12 protein-coding genes are annotated in these 15,504 nt (G+C 36.8%); 10 read left to right on the forward strand and 2 right to left on the reverse strand.

Going from position 1 to position 15,504, the window contains the following annotated elements; all coding sequences use genetic code 11:
- Positions 1-126: 126 nt before the first annotated feature.
- The 4 genes from J2786_RS20860 (at position 127) to J2786_RS20875 (ending at position 3,054) form a co-directional block, all read left to right on the forward strand.
- Positions 127-675 (forward strand): hypothetical protein, encoded by a 549-nt coding sequence (locus tag J2786_RS20860; protein WP_047428726.1) that lies wholly within the window; start codon positions 127-129, stop codon positions 673-675.
- The gene (locus tag J2786_RS20865) at positions 675-1,763 is read left to right on the forward strand and encodes an acyltransferase family protein (RefSeq protein ID WP_047428724.1); all 1,089 of its coding nucleotides are present in this window, start codon (positions 675-677) and stop codon (positions 1,761-1,763) included. Before J2786_RS20860 ends, J2786_RS20865 begins: the two co-directional genes overlap by 1 nt.
- 74 nt (positions 1,764-1,837) lie before the next feature.
- Positions 1,838-2,416, forward strand: coding sequence for a MiaE family protein (locus J2786_RS20870; protein WP_047428723.1), 579 nt, complete (start codon positions 1,838-1,840; stop codon positions 2,414-2,416).
- Positions 2,417-2,442: 26 nt separating this feature from the next.
- Positions 2,443-3,054 (forward strand): DUF502 domain-containing protein, encoded by a 612-nt coding sequence (locus J2786_RS20875; protein ID WP_047428721.1) that lies wholly within the window; start codon positions 2,443-2,445, stop codon positions 3,052-3,054.
- A 19-nt stretch (positions 3,055-3,073) separates the two neighbouring features.
- On the opposite strand, the gene J2786_RS20880 is transcribed toward J2786_RS20875, so the two are convergent.
- Positions 3,074-4,315 carry a pyridoxal-dependent decarboxylase gene (locus J2786_RS20880; RefSeq protein WP_047428719.1) on the reverse strand — a complete coding sequence of 414 codons (1,242 nt, stop codon included), beginning with the start codon at positions 4,313-4,315 and terminating at the stop codon, positions 3,074-3,076.
- Between the two features lie 438 nt (positions 4,316-4,753).
- On the opposite strand from J2786_RS20880, the gene J2786_RS20885 reads away from it, so the two are divergent.
- The 3 genes from J2786_RS20885 (at position 4,754) to J2786_RS20895 (ending at position 9,585) form a co-directional block, all read left to right on the forward strand.
- Positions 4,754-5,830, forward strand: a complete 1,077-nt coding sequence (locus tag J2786_RS20885; protein WP_310026614.1) for an FAD-dependent monooxygenase — start codon at positions 4,754-4,756, stop codon at positions 5,828-5,830.
- Positions 5,831-5,832: 2 nt separating this feature from the next.
- Positions 5,833-6,990, forward strand: a complete 1,158-nt coding sequence (locus J2786_RS20890; RefSeq protein WP_052186858.1) for a pyridoxal phosphate-dependent aminotransferase — start codon at positions 5,833-5,835, stop codon at positions 6,988-6,990.
- A 162-nt stretch (positions 6,991-7,152) separates the two neighbouring features.
- On the forward strand, positions 7,153-9,585 hold the full coding sequence (locus J2786_RS20895; protein ID WP_047428714.1) for a TonB-dependent receptor plug domain-containing protein: 2,433 nt from the start codon (positions 7,153-7,155) through the stop codon (positions 9,583-9,585).
- 142 nt (positions 9,586-9,727) lie between these two features.
- Here the strand turns inward: J2786_RS20895 and J2786_RS20900 are convergent, their stop codons facing one another.
- A complete protein-coding gene (locus tag J2786_RS20900; protein ID WP_310026621.1) occupies positions 9,728-10,945 on the reverse strand; it encodes a PQQ-dependent sugar dehydrogenase in 1,218 nt (405 codons plus the stop codon).
- 106 nt (positions 10,946-11,051) lie between these two features.
- On the opposite strand from J2786_RS20900, the gene J2786_RS20905 reads away from it, so the two are divergent.
- The 3 genes from J2786_RS20905 (at position 11,052) to uvrB (ending at position 15,344) form a co-directional block, all read left to right on the forward strand.
- Complete coding sequence (locus J2786_RS20905; protein WP_047428710.1) at positions 11,052-11,423, forward strand: BlaI/MecI/CopY family transcriptional regulator; 372 nt, start codon at positions 11,052-11,054, stop codon at positions 11,421-11,423.
- A 2-nt stretch (positions 11,424-11,425) separates the two neighbouring features.
- On the forward strand, positions 11,426-13,204 hold the full coding sequence (locus J2786_RS20910; RefSeq protein ID WP_047428708.1) for a M56 family metallopeptidase: 1,779 nt from the start codon (positions 11,426-11,428) through the stop codon (positions 13,202-13,204).
- Positions 13,205-13,352: 148 nt separating this feature from the next.
- Positions 13,353-15,344 (forward strand): excinuclease ABC subunit UvrB, encoded by a 1,992-nt coding sequence (gene uvrB, locus J2786_RS20915; protein ID WP_047428706.1) that lies wholly within the window; start codon positions 13,353-13,355, stop codon positions 15,342-15,344.
- Positions 15,345-15,504 lie beyond the last annotated feature (160 nt).

Genomic DNA, 15,504 nt, shown 5'->3' on the forward strand with positions numbered 1-15,504 from the left:
ACGAGAACATTCATTTTTAGCATATTTAAGAAAGGAGGCGGACAGTATGTTCCGCCCCTTTTTTGTTTTAAAAGCTTTTATACTCAACCCAATCAATTTGTTTGTATTTTTGAAAAAAATAATTCCATGAAGTATTGGTTACTTATAATTTCTCTTTTCACATTACACTCGTGTACTGTTGCCGGAATAACGAATGATTATGGCAAGCTCACAACCACGGAACAACAGAGCATTATCCCTATTCAGGACTTTTCAAAAACAGATACTCAGCATATTTATAAGATAAGCGGCTCTCAGCTAAAGAAAGAACTGGCCAACCATCCAAAATCATTAGTATATGTATTTACCAATGGCTGTACATCAAAATTGTGCCTGCCAATGTCTTCATATGAAACATTTGCTAAAGAAAAAGGATATAAATTATTTCTGGTTATGAATGGCTATCATAATATCAGTGAGACAACCCATCAACGCTCAGCCCTCTTCACAGAACCTCTTTTTGCTATTGACAATGATTTTTACAACTCAAACATAAGAATGAAATACATGAGATATTTCGAAAACGATCTTCGCGGACTGGAGCATAATCAAAAGCCAAAATGGGAAGGTAATCTATACTTTTTTGAGCACGGACAGCTAAAACAAATTACCAAAGAACTTCCAAGCAATCTATAATGAACAGAGATCTCTACATTGATTTCGCCAAAGGCCTGGCAACACTCTCCATCATCTTTATCCATACCGCTTTCTGGTCCGGACAGTTTTATATTCCTGCAGAAGTAAGGGTATTTTCGCTTGTCTTTGACGTAGCTCTTTTTTATGCTCTGAGCGGGATTACCTCAGGAGCTAATATTGAAAAAACACTGTACCGCCTGTTGAAATTACAGATTACGTATATGATTTTCGTGACCTTCCTGTTCTTTTTAGATTACTTCTTTAAAGTTTTCGGACTGAGTTTTTTTTCCATGGAATGGCTCCAAAGCTTTTATTCAACATTTGGCTCTAAATACTCCACAACCAGCATTTCAGTATATCCACAATGGGAAAATCTCGGAAACTGGTATCTTCACCAATATACCAATGCCGACACTTTTCCAGTGGTAATGGGAAGTTTCTGGTATTTGAAAGTATACTATGTACTGACGGTTTTTGGGGTACTTATTTTAAGGTTCTTCCCGAAACACATCAATTGGTTCATCGGGCTCTGCATTACCCTAACCTTGCTATTCAATATTTTCCCGGAATATTACCCGACAGGTCAGGCGGGATATGTTGCATTCTACCTTGCTGTATTTTTAATAGGACATAAAATGCGTGGAAAAAAGATCCCCACCAAAGCAATCCCGGTACTATACGCACTTGTAGGAGCTGCTCTTATGTGGATGTTCTGGTATTACGGAGGAGACATCTTTTATAAAATCAATAAAAATAAATTCCCACCAAAAATTCCTTACATTATCTGGACATTATTCTCTCTGGTAACCTTATTTGTTCTCTATAATCGACTGAAGATCACAAAAGAAAACTTCATTACCTATATCGGAAAGAATGCTATTTTCTTCTATTTTGCACAGGGAATAAGTTCTTCACTGGTCTATTTCCTGGTAGTTCCGTTAAAAGAAAACATGCCATGGTGGCTTTTGATGGTTATTATTTATGGAATTAACATCATTTTAGCCTTTATTATTTCTGCAGGATTGAAAAAAGTAGATGCTTCAGGCTGGAATATTCTGGAATTCTTAAGAAAAAAGACCGCATCATAAAGCTTTAAGGATCAAATTGAAATAAAGTCACATTTCTTACCCCAATTTGCTTAAATTTACAAAAATTTTACAACATGTTTAAGTTGAAACTCCCTACCGATCCAAGGTGGGCAAATATTGCAGAAGGAAACATTGGAGAAATTTTAACGGATCATGCCTGGTGCGAGCAAAAAGCCGCTACCAATGCTATAGGCCTGATCACGATGCTTCCGGAATATTCTGAAATTGTTACCGAACTTCTTGCCATTGCACAGGAAGAGCTGGATCATTTCAACCAGGTACATGAGATCATCAAAAAAAGAGGCTTTACTTTTGGAAGAGCAAGAAAAGATGATTATGTGAATGAACTGGCAAAATTTATCGTACAGGGAAGCAGGGAAGACCTCATCGTAGACAAAATGCTGTTTGCCGCTATGATTGAAGCCAGAAGCTGCGAAAGATTCAAGGTTCTTACCGAAAACATCAAAGATGAAGAGCTGAAGGTTTTCTACAAAGAACTGATGATTTCTGAAGCCAATCATTACACTACTTTCATCGGATTTGCAAGACAGTTGGGAGATCCCGAAAAAGTAAACAAACGCTGGGAAGAATGGCTGGAATATGAAGCCGGTATTATTAAATCATACGGAAATAAAGAAACGATCCACGGTTAAAATAAAATAGTAAAGAATAATACACCTTGAAGAAGCCAAGCTTTGAAAATATTGCCAATCTGTTCCTGAAGAATTTCTTCCAGGGGCTGGTTATCATTGGGCCTATCGGTCTTACTATTTTTGTAATCTGGTATATTGTAAGTGCGATTGACAACCTTGTTCCTTCCCTTGCCAAGCAGATCCCCGGGCTTGTATTTGTATCTATTATACTGTTTACAGCTATTTTAGGATATTTAGGAAATAAATTCGTAGTCGGACGATTCTTTTTTGACACGATGGACAGCTTACTGGAGAAAACTCCGGGAGTAAAGCACATCTACACTCCTACGAAAGACGTAATGTCCTCATTCGTAGGTGACAAGAAAAAATTCAACGATCCTGTATGGGTAAAAACCAATGAAAATCCGGAAATCTGGAGAATTGGCTTTTTAACTCAAAAAGAGATGTCGGACGTTGACAAGCATAATTACGTTGCGGTATATCTTCCCCACTCGTACGCCATCTCGGGCTGGGTAATTGTTACTGAAGAAAAAAACATCAAACCTGTAGTGGGAATGACCGCAGCTTCTGCCATGAAGTTTGCGGTAAGCGGTGGCGTAGCTGGTTTTAATTCCGGAGATGAGGCCAACAAATTTTAACAACAGTTTTCATTGTCTGCTAAACAGAAGCAGCAACCTTTCTTTCCTTCTCTAAATCGATCAAAAAGTTATCTATTAATTCTTTTTTAACGTGAGCCATTACAACTACTTTTCTCCATTGAGGATTTAAATAGTTATCTGCCACAAGGTAATATTTTTCAGCAAGGGTCTCAGATATCTCGTTAGAATCAATAGTGACAATATTCATATCAGGATTTCTAAAATATTTAACCCCCATCTTATCCAAAGCATCACATAAATAATTAGTTCTATCTATCAATTGCTGTATTAAATGAGTCCAGCCATTGGATCCGTGAGTCATCAATATCATCCACATAGAAATTGCATTGGCCCCCGATCTACTGCCGCAAAGCGTAAAATCGGATCCATACACATATGAAGCTTCTTTTGTCTGCACATATTCTATCAATGACTTTCTACATAAGAAAATACCTGTACCGTAAGGTGATTGAAGCATTTTATGCCCGTCAATAGTAATGGAACTAATCTCTGGATTACTAAAATTCAAATCATTTTGTTGTGTAGAAAATGGATAAATAAATCCTCCAAAAGCAGCATCTACATGAACAAAATAATGTTTAAAGTACTGCTTAACCAACTCAATGAAGGATCCGGGAGAATCTACGCTTCCAAATATGGTAGTTCCCATTGAAAGATGTATGATCAGATATCGAATACCCTTTTCATAAGCTTCCTCAAGTTTTTCTTTAAGATCATCTAATTCGATTTGTCTGGTATTATGATTTACTTTTACAACAATAGGGTGAATCCCCAGTAAATTAGATCCTTTATAAACAGAATAATGGGCATCCTCTGAAAATATTACACCGATCTCATTGACGTTAGCATTATGCTCCTGCATAAAATAATTTCGATACATCCATTGTGCCTGGATATTTGCCTCCGTTCCTCCAGGAGCAACATACCCGTCATAACTTGATTCTTCAGCGCCAAGAATTTCTACAGCACAAATCCTCAGAAGATCTATTTCAAGCTTTTGTGTGCCGGAGAAATATTTTTCACCATCATTATAAGTATGGCAGCCAATATGATTAGGATTATTAACTAAAACTGAAAGAAAAGCTGCTTCTTTTAAAAACGGGAAATTGTAAAATTGTTCCTGATCAAGATAAGTCCCCGGAAGGCCAAGTATAGGTTCAGTATTATAGTTCAAGTTTTTGTTTAATGCCTCAAAAACTCTTTCCCTGATTGTTGCAGAAGGAAGCTTTGGCCAATACATATTTTCTGGTTTAAAGTTTAGAAATTTACCCTATTCATTATCAATAGAATATTTTTCCAAAATTACATTTTTTTTTACATGAACAAAAATTGTTTATTAATTCCGTTGATTAATCTCACTCGATTTCACTGAAACATTAGTAAGGCAAAAAATATCTTTTCAGAACAAAATCCTCAGCATTCAAAACAAAGCAACACTTAACTAACTTAAAATCATTTACATATCGAAATAAATTATCTTTTATACATAAACATTAATCAACCATATATTTTTATAACAAAGTATGTATTATGCTTTTTGTATTATTTTTCACAAAATCAAAATCAAATTGACGTTTTTTTGAAATAGTGAAGGTTTTTAATTTTAATTTTGCATTTATCTAGATGAGATTAAAAAAATACTTAAAAAACCAACCTGAAAAATACTTTATTCCGAAAAATGAAGAAAATTGCTGTCGTGGGTGCCGGCATTTCCGGCTTAAGCATGGCGAATTACCTGGAAAAACACAAGATCGATTACCATATTTACGAAAGAAGAAATAAAAAAGATCTGGCAGGTCACGGTTTTCTGATTCCTAAAGAGGGAATGGACTATCTTTATCAGATCATTGATCCTGACACTCTTCTCCAACATGGAAATTTTCTGAGAAAATACACACAATATTCTCATACCGGGAAGATCCTGGCAGAAAAGGAGCTGGATCATGTTTTCGCCATATCAAGACATTCATTAATCAATTTATTAGCTCAAAACATTTCACCTGAAAAGATAACCTACGAAGAAACAATCATTCCTGATGAATTACAAAACGGAAAACTGAAGCTTTCTGACGGAACTGATATTAATGCTGATATTACCATTATCTCTGATGGATCCAGAAGCCGGATCAGAAGGAATCTTTTTAAAGATGAAACGATGAGAATGGTAAGAGAAAGTGAAGTCGTGAATATCATTCAGAATAAAGAAATTGCAGAGGTGATTGATAATGACTTTATGAAGTTCCATCACAAGGAAGGCGGACTGACTTTTGGTATTCTCAAGCTTTCTGATGATACTATTCTCTGGTACTCCCAGTTCGACAACCAGAAATATATGATCAATGAATGCTCCGCAGAGAACTTAAAGAAATATATGCTTGAAGTTTTTGAAAACTGGCATCCTTTAGTCCCGGAAATCATACAGAAATCAAACTACAAAAATGTACATTTATGGAATGTATATGAACTGGAAGAGTTAAACCCTTTTTACAAAGACAACTTCGTATTCATCGGGGATGTAGCACACCCTCTTATTCCATTTACCAGCCAGGGAGTTACTTCTGCTTTGAAAGATTCTTTCTCATTAACGAAATATTTAGTTGAAGAAGAGAATATACAAAAAGCTTTCAATAAATACGAAACGGACAGAAAGCCGGAAATTGAGCATCACATCCGTAATGGAAGAACATTGCTTAAGCAGTTTTTACTGCCGCTCCACCAACAGCCAGAAAATATTTTACCCATATCTTATAAATAAATATGTTCACTAATAACGATATCAACTTTGAAGCCCTGAAAAGGAAGGCCTATAACGGAAGATGGGCTACCCTGGAAGACGGTATTATCCCTCTTACAGCAGCAGATCCGGACTTCAGAACAGCACCTGAAATAGAACAGGGAATTATTGAATACCTTAAAGACGGTTACCTCAGCTATGGTCCGTTTTCCGGGCTTCCTGAATTTAAGAAAAGTGTTGCAGATCATTTTAATCAGGAAAAACACGGGAGTTTCTCCCCTGAAAATATTTTGGCGGTTAACAGTGCTGCCCAGGGAATGTCCCTTATTGCATCCTATGTTCTCAATCCCGGAGATGAAGCTATTATTTTAGATCCTGTAGATTTTCTTTTCAAAAAATCAGTGGAAACGGCAGGGGGAAAAGTAATGCTTTGTCCTATAGATACAGCAACTGGAGAAATTGATTTTGAAAAACTGGTTTCTTTAATCAGCTCCAAAACCAAACTTATCAGCATATGCAACCCGCATAATCCACTTGGAAAAGTTTACTCTAAAAACGTTTTAGTGCAGGTGGCAGAAATTGCAGCCGCTCATGATCTTTGGGTGATGAGTGATGAAATCTGGAGTGATATTATTTATGATAACAAAAGCTTCTATACGTATTCCTCTGTTTCTGAGAAAGCGAGGAAGAAAAGCTTCACAGTCTATGGATTTTCAAAGTCATTCGGAATTGCAGGACTGAGAATTGGAGCTGTATTGTGTCATGATCAGGATACTCTTGAAGACTTCATTGAGAAATCCAATTTCAATTCCACCATAGAAGGCGTTTCTACTTTATCACAGATTGCCGGAAGTGTAGCACTGGAGAGAGCAAAGCCTTGGTACAAAGAATTTTTGACTCACTTGCAGAGCAACAGAGATCTTGCGTTCAGATTATTAAGCCGATCAGAAATTGTAACGCCTAATTTGCCGGAAGCTACTTTTGTCCTGTTTCCAAAGATTAAAAACGGAATGACAAGTGACGAATTCGCTCAGCACGTTCTGACACATGGAAAAGTAGCCATTGTTCCGGGATCAGAAAGATGGTTCGGAAAAGGAGCGGAAGGACATATCAGAATTTGCTTTTCCACATCACAGGAAATTTTAGAAGAAGGAATTAACAGAATCATTACCAGCTTTTAAGATTAAAATTTTTAATTAAATTAATATAATTGATTATTATTTTTCCTAATTTATCTGAGATCCATATTAAATTAAGATATTCATACTAAATATTTTAATTTAATATGGATATAAAAATAAATATTGATAATTTTGATTGAATCATCACTCAAAATTATTAATATGAAGATAAAATACATCAGCATTCTTTTACTCGGAGTTTCTACTCTCTCCTATGCCCAGCAAGTAAAGGACACTTTGAAAGAATCAAAAATTGACGAAGTAGCCATTACCGGAAGCCGGAACAAAAAAAGAACAGTTGTAAACACGCCTGTCCCTATTGATATTATTGATATCAAACAGGTAAGCCAGTCAACAGGACAAGTGGAAATCAACCAGCTGTTACAGTTTTCCGCACCCTCTTTCAATTCCAATAAACAATCAGGATCTGATGGCGCCGATGCTGTAGATCCTGCTACCTTAAGAGGTCTTGGTCCCGATCAGACTTTACTTTTGTTAAATGGAAAAAGATACCATCAGTCTTCACTGATTAACCTTTTTGGGACCAAAGGAAGAGGAAACACCGGATATGACATGAATACGATTCCGATTGGTGCCATAAAAAGAGTGGAAGTGCTTCGTGACGGAGCTTCCGCCCAATATGGTTCGGATGCTATTGCCGGGGTTATCAATGTTATCCTGAATGACCGGGACAAAGGTTTTGAAGGGAATGCTTTTTATGGTATGAATCTTTTTAAAAGCCCGGGAAACAATGATGTTGTATCAGATCGTAAAGTAGACGGAAATACCTTTGATTTCAATGGAAATTTAGGGACTAAAATAGGTTCAAAAGGCGGCTTCGGTAATTTCACAGTAGAGTTTGTAAATAAAGAGTATGCTATAAGAAATGCAAATCCGGATATTTATACATCACCCAGACAGCGTTTCGGAGATGCAAAAGCTCAGAACATTTACTTTTTCGGAAATATAGAAGTACCATTATCTGATGGATTGAAATTTTATTCCCGTCAAGGTTTTTCGCATAGAAATACGAAAGCCTATGCCTGGACCAGAACCCCTGATGCAGACGGCAATATTCCGGAAGTTTACCCTACAGGATTCAACCCTATTGAAAATACCAGCATTACCGATTTCACGTTTGACAACGGATTAAAATTTAAAGTTGCTGACTGGGATGTAGATTTTTATAATGCTTTTGGTAACAATAGATTCACCTACCAGATAGACCATACCATTAATGCCACATTAGGAGTAAAATCTCCTACAAGTTTTAATGCAGGCGGACATTCATTGCTGCAGAATACCACCGGGTTTAATGCTGTGAAACAGTTCAAAGTACTGGAAGGGCTTAATATCGCTTTCGGATCAGAATTCAGGTATGAAAAATTTGACATCATCAAAGGAGAAGAAGCATCGTATGCAATGTATGATATCAATGGAAATGTAGTTACAAAAGATACTCCTCAAAACTTATGGGTAACAGTTCCTGGTTCTGATCCTGTACGTTATCGTCCGGGGGGATCACAAGGGTTCCCCGGCTACTCTATTGATTTTGGCAAAAGCAGAAACAATTTTGCAGCTTATGTAGATACTGAATTGGATGTTACCAAAAACTGGATGATCAGTATTGCCGGAAGGTTTGAAAACTATAATGATTTCGGAAGCACGCTGAATGGAAAGTTTGCCACAAGATACGCTATCACTCCACAGTTTGCTTTCCGCGGATCTGTTTCTACAGGGTTTAGAGCACCTTCTCTGGCTCAGAAATATTACAGCCAGCAGTTTACCAATTTCCAGGGAGGACAATTGGTTACTATTCAATTAGCCTCTAATGACAGTAAACTGGCAAGCAGTCTGGGAATTCCTCAGTTGAAACAGGAAACATCAGTGAACGGAAGTGCCGGGTTTACTTTCAACACAGGAAAATTCACAGCAACAGTAGATGGTTATTACATCCGTGTTAAAGACAGAATTGTTCTTACCGGATATTTTGCACAGGCAGACTTGCCGGCAGATGTTCAGGCAGAAAATCCATTTATTGATCAGGTACAGTTCTTTTCCAATGCGATCGATACGAAAACAAAAGGAGTTGATGTGATCTTAAGCTATACTGAAAATATCGGTTCCGGAAAACTGACCGCTACCCTGGCCGGAAACTATAATGATATGGAAATCACAAAAGTGAATACTTCAGAACAGCTGGCAGGGAAAGAAGATATTTATCTGAGTGCAAGAGAAAAAGCATTCATTCTTGCTTCTGCTCCAAAAACAAAAGTGAATTTAAATCTTAATTACAGGCTTAATAAGTTCAATGTAAATCTGCAAATGGTAAGATTTGATAAGGTAACCCTGATCGGCTATGACGACTCAGAACAGGTATATAATCCCAAAGTAACGACTGATCTTTCTTTTGGGTATGAATTCTGCAAAAACCTGAGTCTTACTTTAGGAAGTAAGAACCTGTTCAACAGATATCCTACTCTACAGACCACGCATGTATCTGACGGAAATACAGAAGCTGGAGGTATTTTTGACCCTGTGCAGATGGGATTTGCCGGAAGACAGGTTTTTGCCAGACTTAATTTTAAGTTTTAATGGAATAAAAAGAAACTGTATCAAAGGTTAATAATTTCACCGTTGTCATTCTGCGAAGGAAGAATCTTATTTATAAATCAATAACATAAGATTCTTCACTACATTTTATTTCGTTCAGAATGACACTTTGATACAGTTTTTTCTATTTTTTTGAAATCTTATATAATTTGCCACTGTCGGTTACCGCATAAAGATTCCCGTCCATTCCGTTTAATACATCACGGAAACGTTCTTTCTGATCTGCAAGAAGACGTTCTTCACCCACGACTTTATTATCTTTCATAACAATCCTGTTAATATGTTCACCACTCAGGCATCCGATAATGAGATTGCCTTTCCATTCCTCAATATTTCCTGTATAGAAAGTAATTCCACTTGGTGAAATCACAGGATCCCAATAATAGACAGGCTGCTCCGTTCCTTCTTTTTGGGTGATGCCCTGTCCTACTTTATCACCTGAATATTCAATTCCATAGGTTACATCTCCCCAGCCGTAATTTTTTCCCGGTTGGATGAGATTGATTTCATCACCACCTCTTGGGCCCATTTCCACATCCCAAAGAGTACCATTGGGATCAATGGCCATTCCTTGCGGGTTTCGGACTCCATAAGCGTAGATTTCCGGTTTATATCCTGATTTTCCGATGAATGGATTTCCCGGAACTGGCTTGCCGTCCTTTGTAATTTTTAAAATTTTCCCGAGATAATTATCCGTTCTCTGAGCATAAACACGGGTAACTTTATCTGATCTTTCTCCTGTACTGACAAAGAGATTTCCATCTTTATCAAAAGCCAGGCGGCTTCCATAATGCTTATCTCCGTCATATGATGGTTCGGCACGGAAAATTACCTGAACTTCTGAGATATTTTTAAGGTCTGCAGAAAGTTTCCCTTTCGCTACAGATGTTAAATTTCCTTTACCAAAAGGTTCTGAGAAGCTAAAATAAATAATACTGTTGGTTTTAAAATCAGGATCTAGAGCGACATCCAGCATTCCACCCTGTCCTTTTGAATCTACCTTTGGAAAGCCATCTATTTTAGACACTTGTTTTCCATCTGGTGAAACAATATTCATATACCCTCTCTTATCTGTGATGAGAAACTTTCCGTCAGGTAAATTGATAATTCCCCAAGGTCTTCCCAGATCTTTATTCAATATTTCAACATTATAGGCTGTTGTTGTTTTTACGGCCTTAATTCTTGTCTGTCCTTTAAATGCCGGCTTATAGTCAGAATTAGGGTCTTCTGTTTCTACACTTCCGTCATTTCCCGTCTTCTGAGCATTGGCATGATTCTCTTTGCATGAGGACAAAAAAAGAAAAAGGCTTACTACAGGAATGTAAAATTGATTGATTTTCATATTATTACGATTAGGTTTCATACAACGAATGGAAAAATAATGCCAATAAAATTTGTATATATTAATTTTTATTCTACATTTGTAGAACAAATTACAAACTTGTAGAATGAAAGAGATCAAACTAACTGATTCTGAAAAAGTCCTTATGGAAATTCTTTGGGAAAAGAAAACTGTTTTCATGAAGGATATTCTGGAAGCCTATCCGGAACCCAAACCTGCAGCAACTACTATAGCAACCTTGCTTAAAAGAATGCAGAATAAAGAGCTGATAGGCTATAAACTCTATGGAAATTCCCGCGAATACTATCCGAAGGTAGAGAAAGGGGAATATTTCAAGGAAGAAATGACTTCCATGATTGACCGTTTTTTCAACAGCTCTGTGACACAGTTTGCCTCATTTTTTACGTCCAATGCAAAACTTAGCCAAAAGGAACTGAAAGAACTTCGTGATATTATTGATGAACAAATAAAAGAATAAGTATGACGGCTATTATTCTGAAAATAATTCTATGTTCTTCTATTTTCATTGCTGTTTATTATGCCTTCCTGGAAAAAGAAAGAATGTACAGATTCAACAGATGGTATTTGCTAAGTTCCATACTTCTATCCTATATCATCCCATTCATCAATATTACGATAGAAAGTCCTGAAGCTAAAATAGAGCCGCAAACTCAAATCATAATTGAAGAAACAGCTCAGCAAATGATTTTTATTCAGCCGGAACAGGAAAGTTTCAACTGGATGAATGTTGTGTGGGGCGTGTATACTGTAATTACACTTTTTTTACTCATCAAAAGCCTTTTAGCTCTTTTAGCGATCAGAAGAATTAAAGGGGAAAGACGTACTTATGAGCATTACAATATCATTTTAACAGGTGAAGGTCTTTCTTCATTCAGTTTCTGGAATACGATATATATGGGGAAAAATTACATGGAAAATAATAAAGTTGACCAAAGGATTTTCCTGCATGAAAAGGCTCATATTGATCAGAAACATAGTATAGACTTAGTAATACTGAATCTTTTAAAGATTTTTACCTGGTTCAATCCTGTTCTTTTCCTATACAAAAAAGCAGTGATCACGAATCACGAGTTTTTAGCAGATGAAGCGGTACTGAAAAAGAATTATAGTATTAAAGAATATCAGAACCTTATTCTTGAAGAAATTCTTAGCCAGCAAAATCCTCCTTTGACCCATTCATTTAATTTTAATAACACCAAAAAAAGATTTATTATGATGAAAACAGAAAAATCGAAATTCAGTCTTTTAAAGAAAACAGCTGGAATCGCAACACTGATTGCTGCCGTTGTGTTACTTTCTGAAAGAACGTATGCAGGGAATTCTGCAAATATTCAGATTCCAGAAAAAATAGTGGAAACTCCTGCTCAAACCAGTAGCCAGGATTCTTATCAGGAATTCAAGGATATATTGGCTAGGTATTCAGATTTGCTGAATGATGGAAAATATGCTGAATTTTCAAAAAAGATCTCCGAAAACGACAAAAAAAAGCTTGAAGAACTCTATCCATTACTGAGTGAAACCCAAAGAAATGAGCAGAAGATTACATTCTTTGCATTACCTGAATTGAAAAAAAGAATTCCAACAGAGAATGAGCTGAAATCATTTTTAAATAAAAAAGACTATGCAGTGTGGATTGATTCAAAAAAAATTGAAAACAGCATTTTGAAAAACTATAAAAAAACGGATTTTTCAAATGTTTATATCAGCAAAATTTATCCGAATGCCAGGACAGCAAAAAATCCTCAGCCTTATCAGGTTAGTCTAATGACTCATCCTTATTTTGAAAAAACCAAAGAAAAAGAAAAATCATCCATGATGATGGGATTTAAAAGACCAGACTTGAAAAAAGATCAGGATACCATAAGTCCGCGAGAAAGCATTAAAACTGAAAACACAGAAGGCAAAAACACAAATATGCAGGAAGACAAGACCTTTGTGAGTGCTGAATATCCAAATGGGATGAAAGATCTCAGAACAAAAATAGGCAAAACCATGGATGTCAGTAACCTGAGCCCAGTAAGTGGAACCATAAAAGCAACAATTTATGTTCATATAGACGAAACAGGGAAAACGACCAACCTGACAGCTTCGGGTGATAACGAGATTTTCAATAAGGAACTTCTTAAGACAGTCACTGAAATAAGTAACAATACAGTCTGGAAACCCGCCACGAAAGATGGAAAACCTATTGCTTCCGTACTAAAAGTTCCCGCAACAATGACTTTTACAAAACCTTAATATTGATGGCGCTAATTTTTAGCGCTTTTTTTATTTTTTCAATTAATCCTGTTGAGAGTGTTAAAATTTTATTATCAAAATATTCACCTTCAAAACATTATCCTGTCTAATAATTTCTTTCGTATTTTTGTTGTATACATTCTTTTCTATGGATTTTAAGCTTCAATCAGAATACAAACCCACCGGAGACCAGCCTCAAGCTATTGAAAAGCTTACTGAAGGAATAGAGATCGGTGAGAAATATCAAACACTTCTTGGAGTTACCGGCTCCGGAAAAACCTTTACTGTTGCGAATGTTGTTAAAAATGTTCAGCGTCCAACTCTTGTATTGGCACACAATAAAACGCTTGCTGCGCAGCTCTTTATGGAGTTTAAAGAGTTTTTCCCGGAAAATGCTGTAGAATATTTTGTCAGCTACTATGATTACTACCAGCCTGAGGCTTATATTGCTACAACAGGAACTTATATTGAAAAAGACCTGAGCATTAATGAGGAAGTTGAAAAACTGCGTCTTTCTGCAACGGCCAGTCTTCTTTCAGGAAGGAGAGACGTTTTAATTGTGGCTTCTGTTTCATGTATTTATGGTATCGGGAATCCTACAGAATTTCATAAATCTTTAATTTCTATTGCCATTGGTGAAAAAGTGACCAGAACAGCACTTCTTCATTCATTAGTTAATGCTCTGTATGCCAGAACACTGAATGAATTCCAACGAGGAACATTCCGTGTAAAAGGAGATGTAATAGATGTGTTCCCTGCTTATACTGATAATGCGATCAGAATCCAGTTTTTTGGAGATGAAATTGAAAAAATTCAAAGTTTTGACCCAGTAACAGGAAATGTAGAGGATAATTTTGATCAGATCCAGATTTATCCTGCCAATCTTTTTGTAACCTCAAAGGAGACTTTAAATGGAGCGATTAAAGATATTCAGGATGACATGGTAAAGCAGGTGGATTTCTTTAGCTCTGTCGGGAAACCATTAGAAGCAAAGCGACTCCAGGAAAGAACAGAACTGGATCTTGAAATGATTAAAGAACTGGGCTATTGCTCAGGAATTGAAAACTACTCAAGGTATCTGGATGGTCGTCTTCCTGGAACAAGACCTTTCTGCCTGATTGATTATTTCCCTAAAGACTTTTTAATGGTCATTGATGAAAGCCACGTTACCGTTCCACAGGTTCATGCCATGTATGGCGGAGACCGGAGCAGAAAAGAGGCATTAGTGGAATATGGTTTCAGACTTCCGGCAGCGATGGACAATAGGCCTTTAAAGTTTGAAGAATTTGAAGCTATTCAGAATCAGGTTATTTATGTTTCTGCAACGCCTGCAGATTATGAACTGGAAAAAACGGGAGGAGCTTATATAGAACAGATTATTCGTCCTACAGGACTTTTAGATCCGATTATTGAAGTAAGACCATCATTGAACCAGATTGACGATCTGATGGAGGAAATCCAAAAAAGAGCCGATGCTGATGAAAGAGTACTGGTGACTACTTTAACCAAGAAAATGGCAGAAGAACTTACCAAATACTTTACCAAATTCGGAATCAGAACGAGATATATTCACTCAGATGTTGAAACTCTGGAGCGTATTCAGATTATGCAGGATCTTCGTTTAGGTCTTTTTGATGTGTTGATTGGGGTTAATTTATTACGAGAAGGGTTGGATTTACCTGAAGTTTCGCTGGTTGCCATTCTGGATGCTGATAAAGAAGGAATGCTGAGAAGCAGAAGATCAATGATCCAAACGGTAGGGCGGGCCGCAAGAAACGTGAATGGAAAGGCAATCATGTATGCCGATAAGATCACAAAATCCATGCAGGCTACCCTGGATGAAACCGAATACCGTCGTGCCAAGCAGATGCAATACAATGAAGCTCACGGCCTGAAGCCGACGGCTTTAAATAAAAAGATATCCGAAAATCTTGTGGGCAGAAGCAAAGACTTCCCGGATGAAAAATATACGCAAAAAGAAATCCTTCAGAAGGTTGCCGAAACAAAAGCAACCTATGCCAGTGAAGATATCGAGAAAATGATTGCCCAGAAACAAAAAGAAATGGAAGCAGCAGCAAAAAATCTTGACTTTATCAAGGCGGCTAAGCTGAGAGATGAAATTTCGGCTTTGAAAGCGTAAAAGAATTGATTATAATATAGTTTCGGGGGGGGGGGGGGGGGGGCTTTCAGAAAATCAAAATTTTTTTTTTTTAGTTTTAACAAACGCAGTTTTGGGGGGGTTTTGTGTGAGTTTGTAGGTTTTGTATTTTTTTTTAATTTTTGTTCAACTAAAAAAAAAA

It is taken from the genome of Chryseobacterium vietnamense (assembly GCF_031454475.1).
In the GTDB taxonomy this organism is placed as follows: Bacteria; Bacteroidota; Bacteroidia; order Flavobacteriales; family Weeksellaceae; genus Chryseobacterium; species Chryseobacterium vietnamense.

Excerpts from the sequence above, each read along its gene's own strand:
- J2786_RS20860 (WP_047428726.1), top strand. The coding sequence starts at position 127 with ATGAAGTATTGGTTACTTATAATTTCTCTTTTCACATTACACTCGTGT.
- J2786_RS20865 (WP_047428724.1), top strand. The coding sequence starts at position 675 with ATGAACAGAGATCTCTACATTGATTTCGCCAAAGGCCTGGCAACACTC.
- J2786_RS20870 (WP_047428723.1), top strand. The coding sequence starts at position 1,838 with ATGTTTAAGTTGAAACTCCCTACCGATCCAAGGTGGGCAAATATTGCA.
- J2786_RS20880 (WP_047428719.1), bottom strand. The coding sequence starts at position 4,315 with ATGTATTGGCCAAAGCTTCCTTCTGCAACAATCAGGGAAAGAGTTTTT.
- J2786_RS20885 (WP_310026614.1), top strand. The coding sequence starts at position 4,754 with ATGAAGAAAATTGCTGTCGTGGGTGCCGGCATTTCCGGCTTAAGCATG.
- J2786_RS20890 (WP_052186858.1), top strand. The coding sequence starts at position 5,833 with ATGTTCACTAATAACGATATCAACTTTGAAGCCCTGAAAAGGAAGGCC.
- J2786_RS20895 (WP_047428714.1), top strand. The coding sequence starts at position 7,153 with ATGAAGATAAAATACATCAGCATTCTTTTACTCGGAGTTTCTACTCTC.
- J2786_RS20900 (WP_310026621.1), bottom strand. The coding sequence starts at position 10,945 with ATGAAAATCAATCAATTTTACATTCCTGTAGTAAGCCTTTTTCTTTTT.
- J2786_RS20905 (WP_047428710.1), top strand. The coding sequence starts at position 11,052 with ATGAAAGAGATCAAACTAACTGATTCTGAAAAAGTCCTTATGGAAATT.
- J2786_RS20910 (WP_047428708.1), top strand. The coding sequence starts at position 11,426 with ATGACGGCTATTATTCTGAAAATAATTCTATGTTCTTCTATTTTCATT.
- uvrB (WP_047428706.1), top strand. The coding sequence starts at position 13,353 with ATGGATTTTAAGCTTCAATCAGAATACAAACCCACCGGAGACCAGCCT.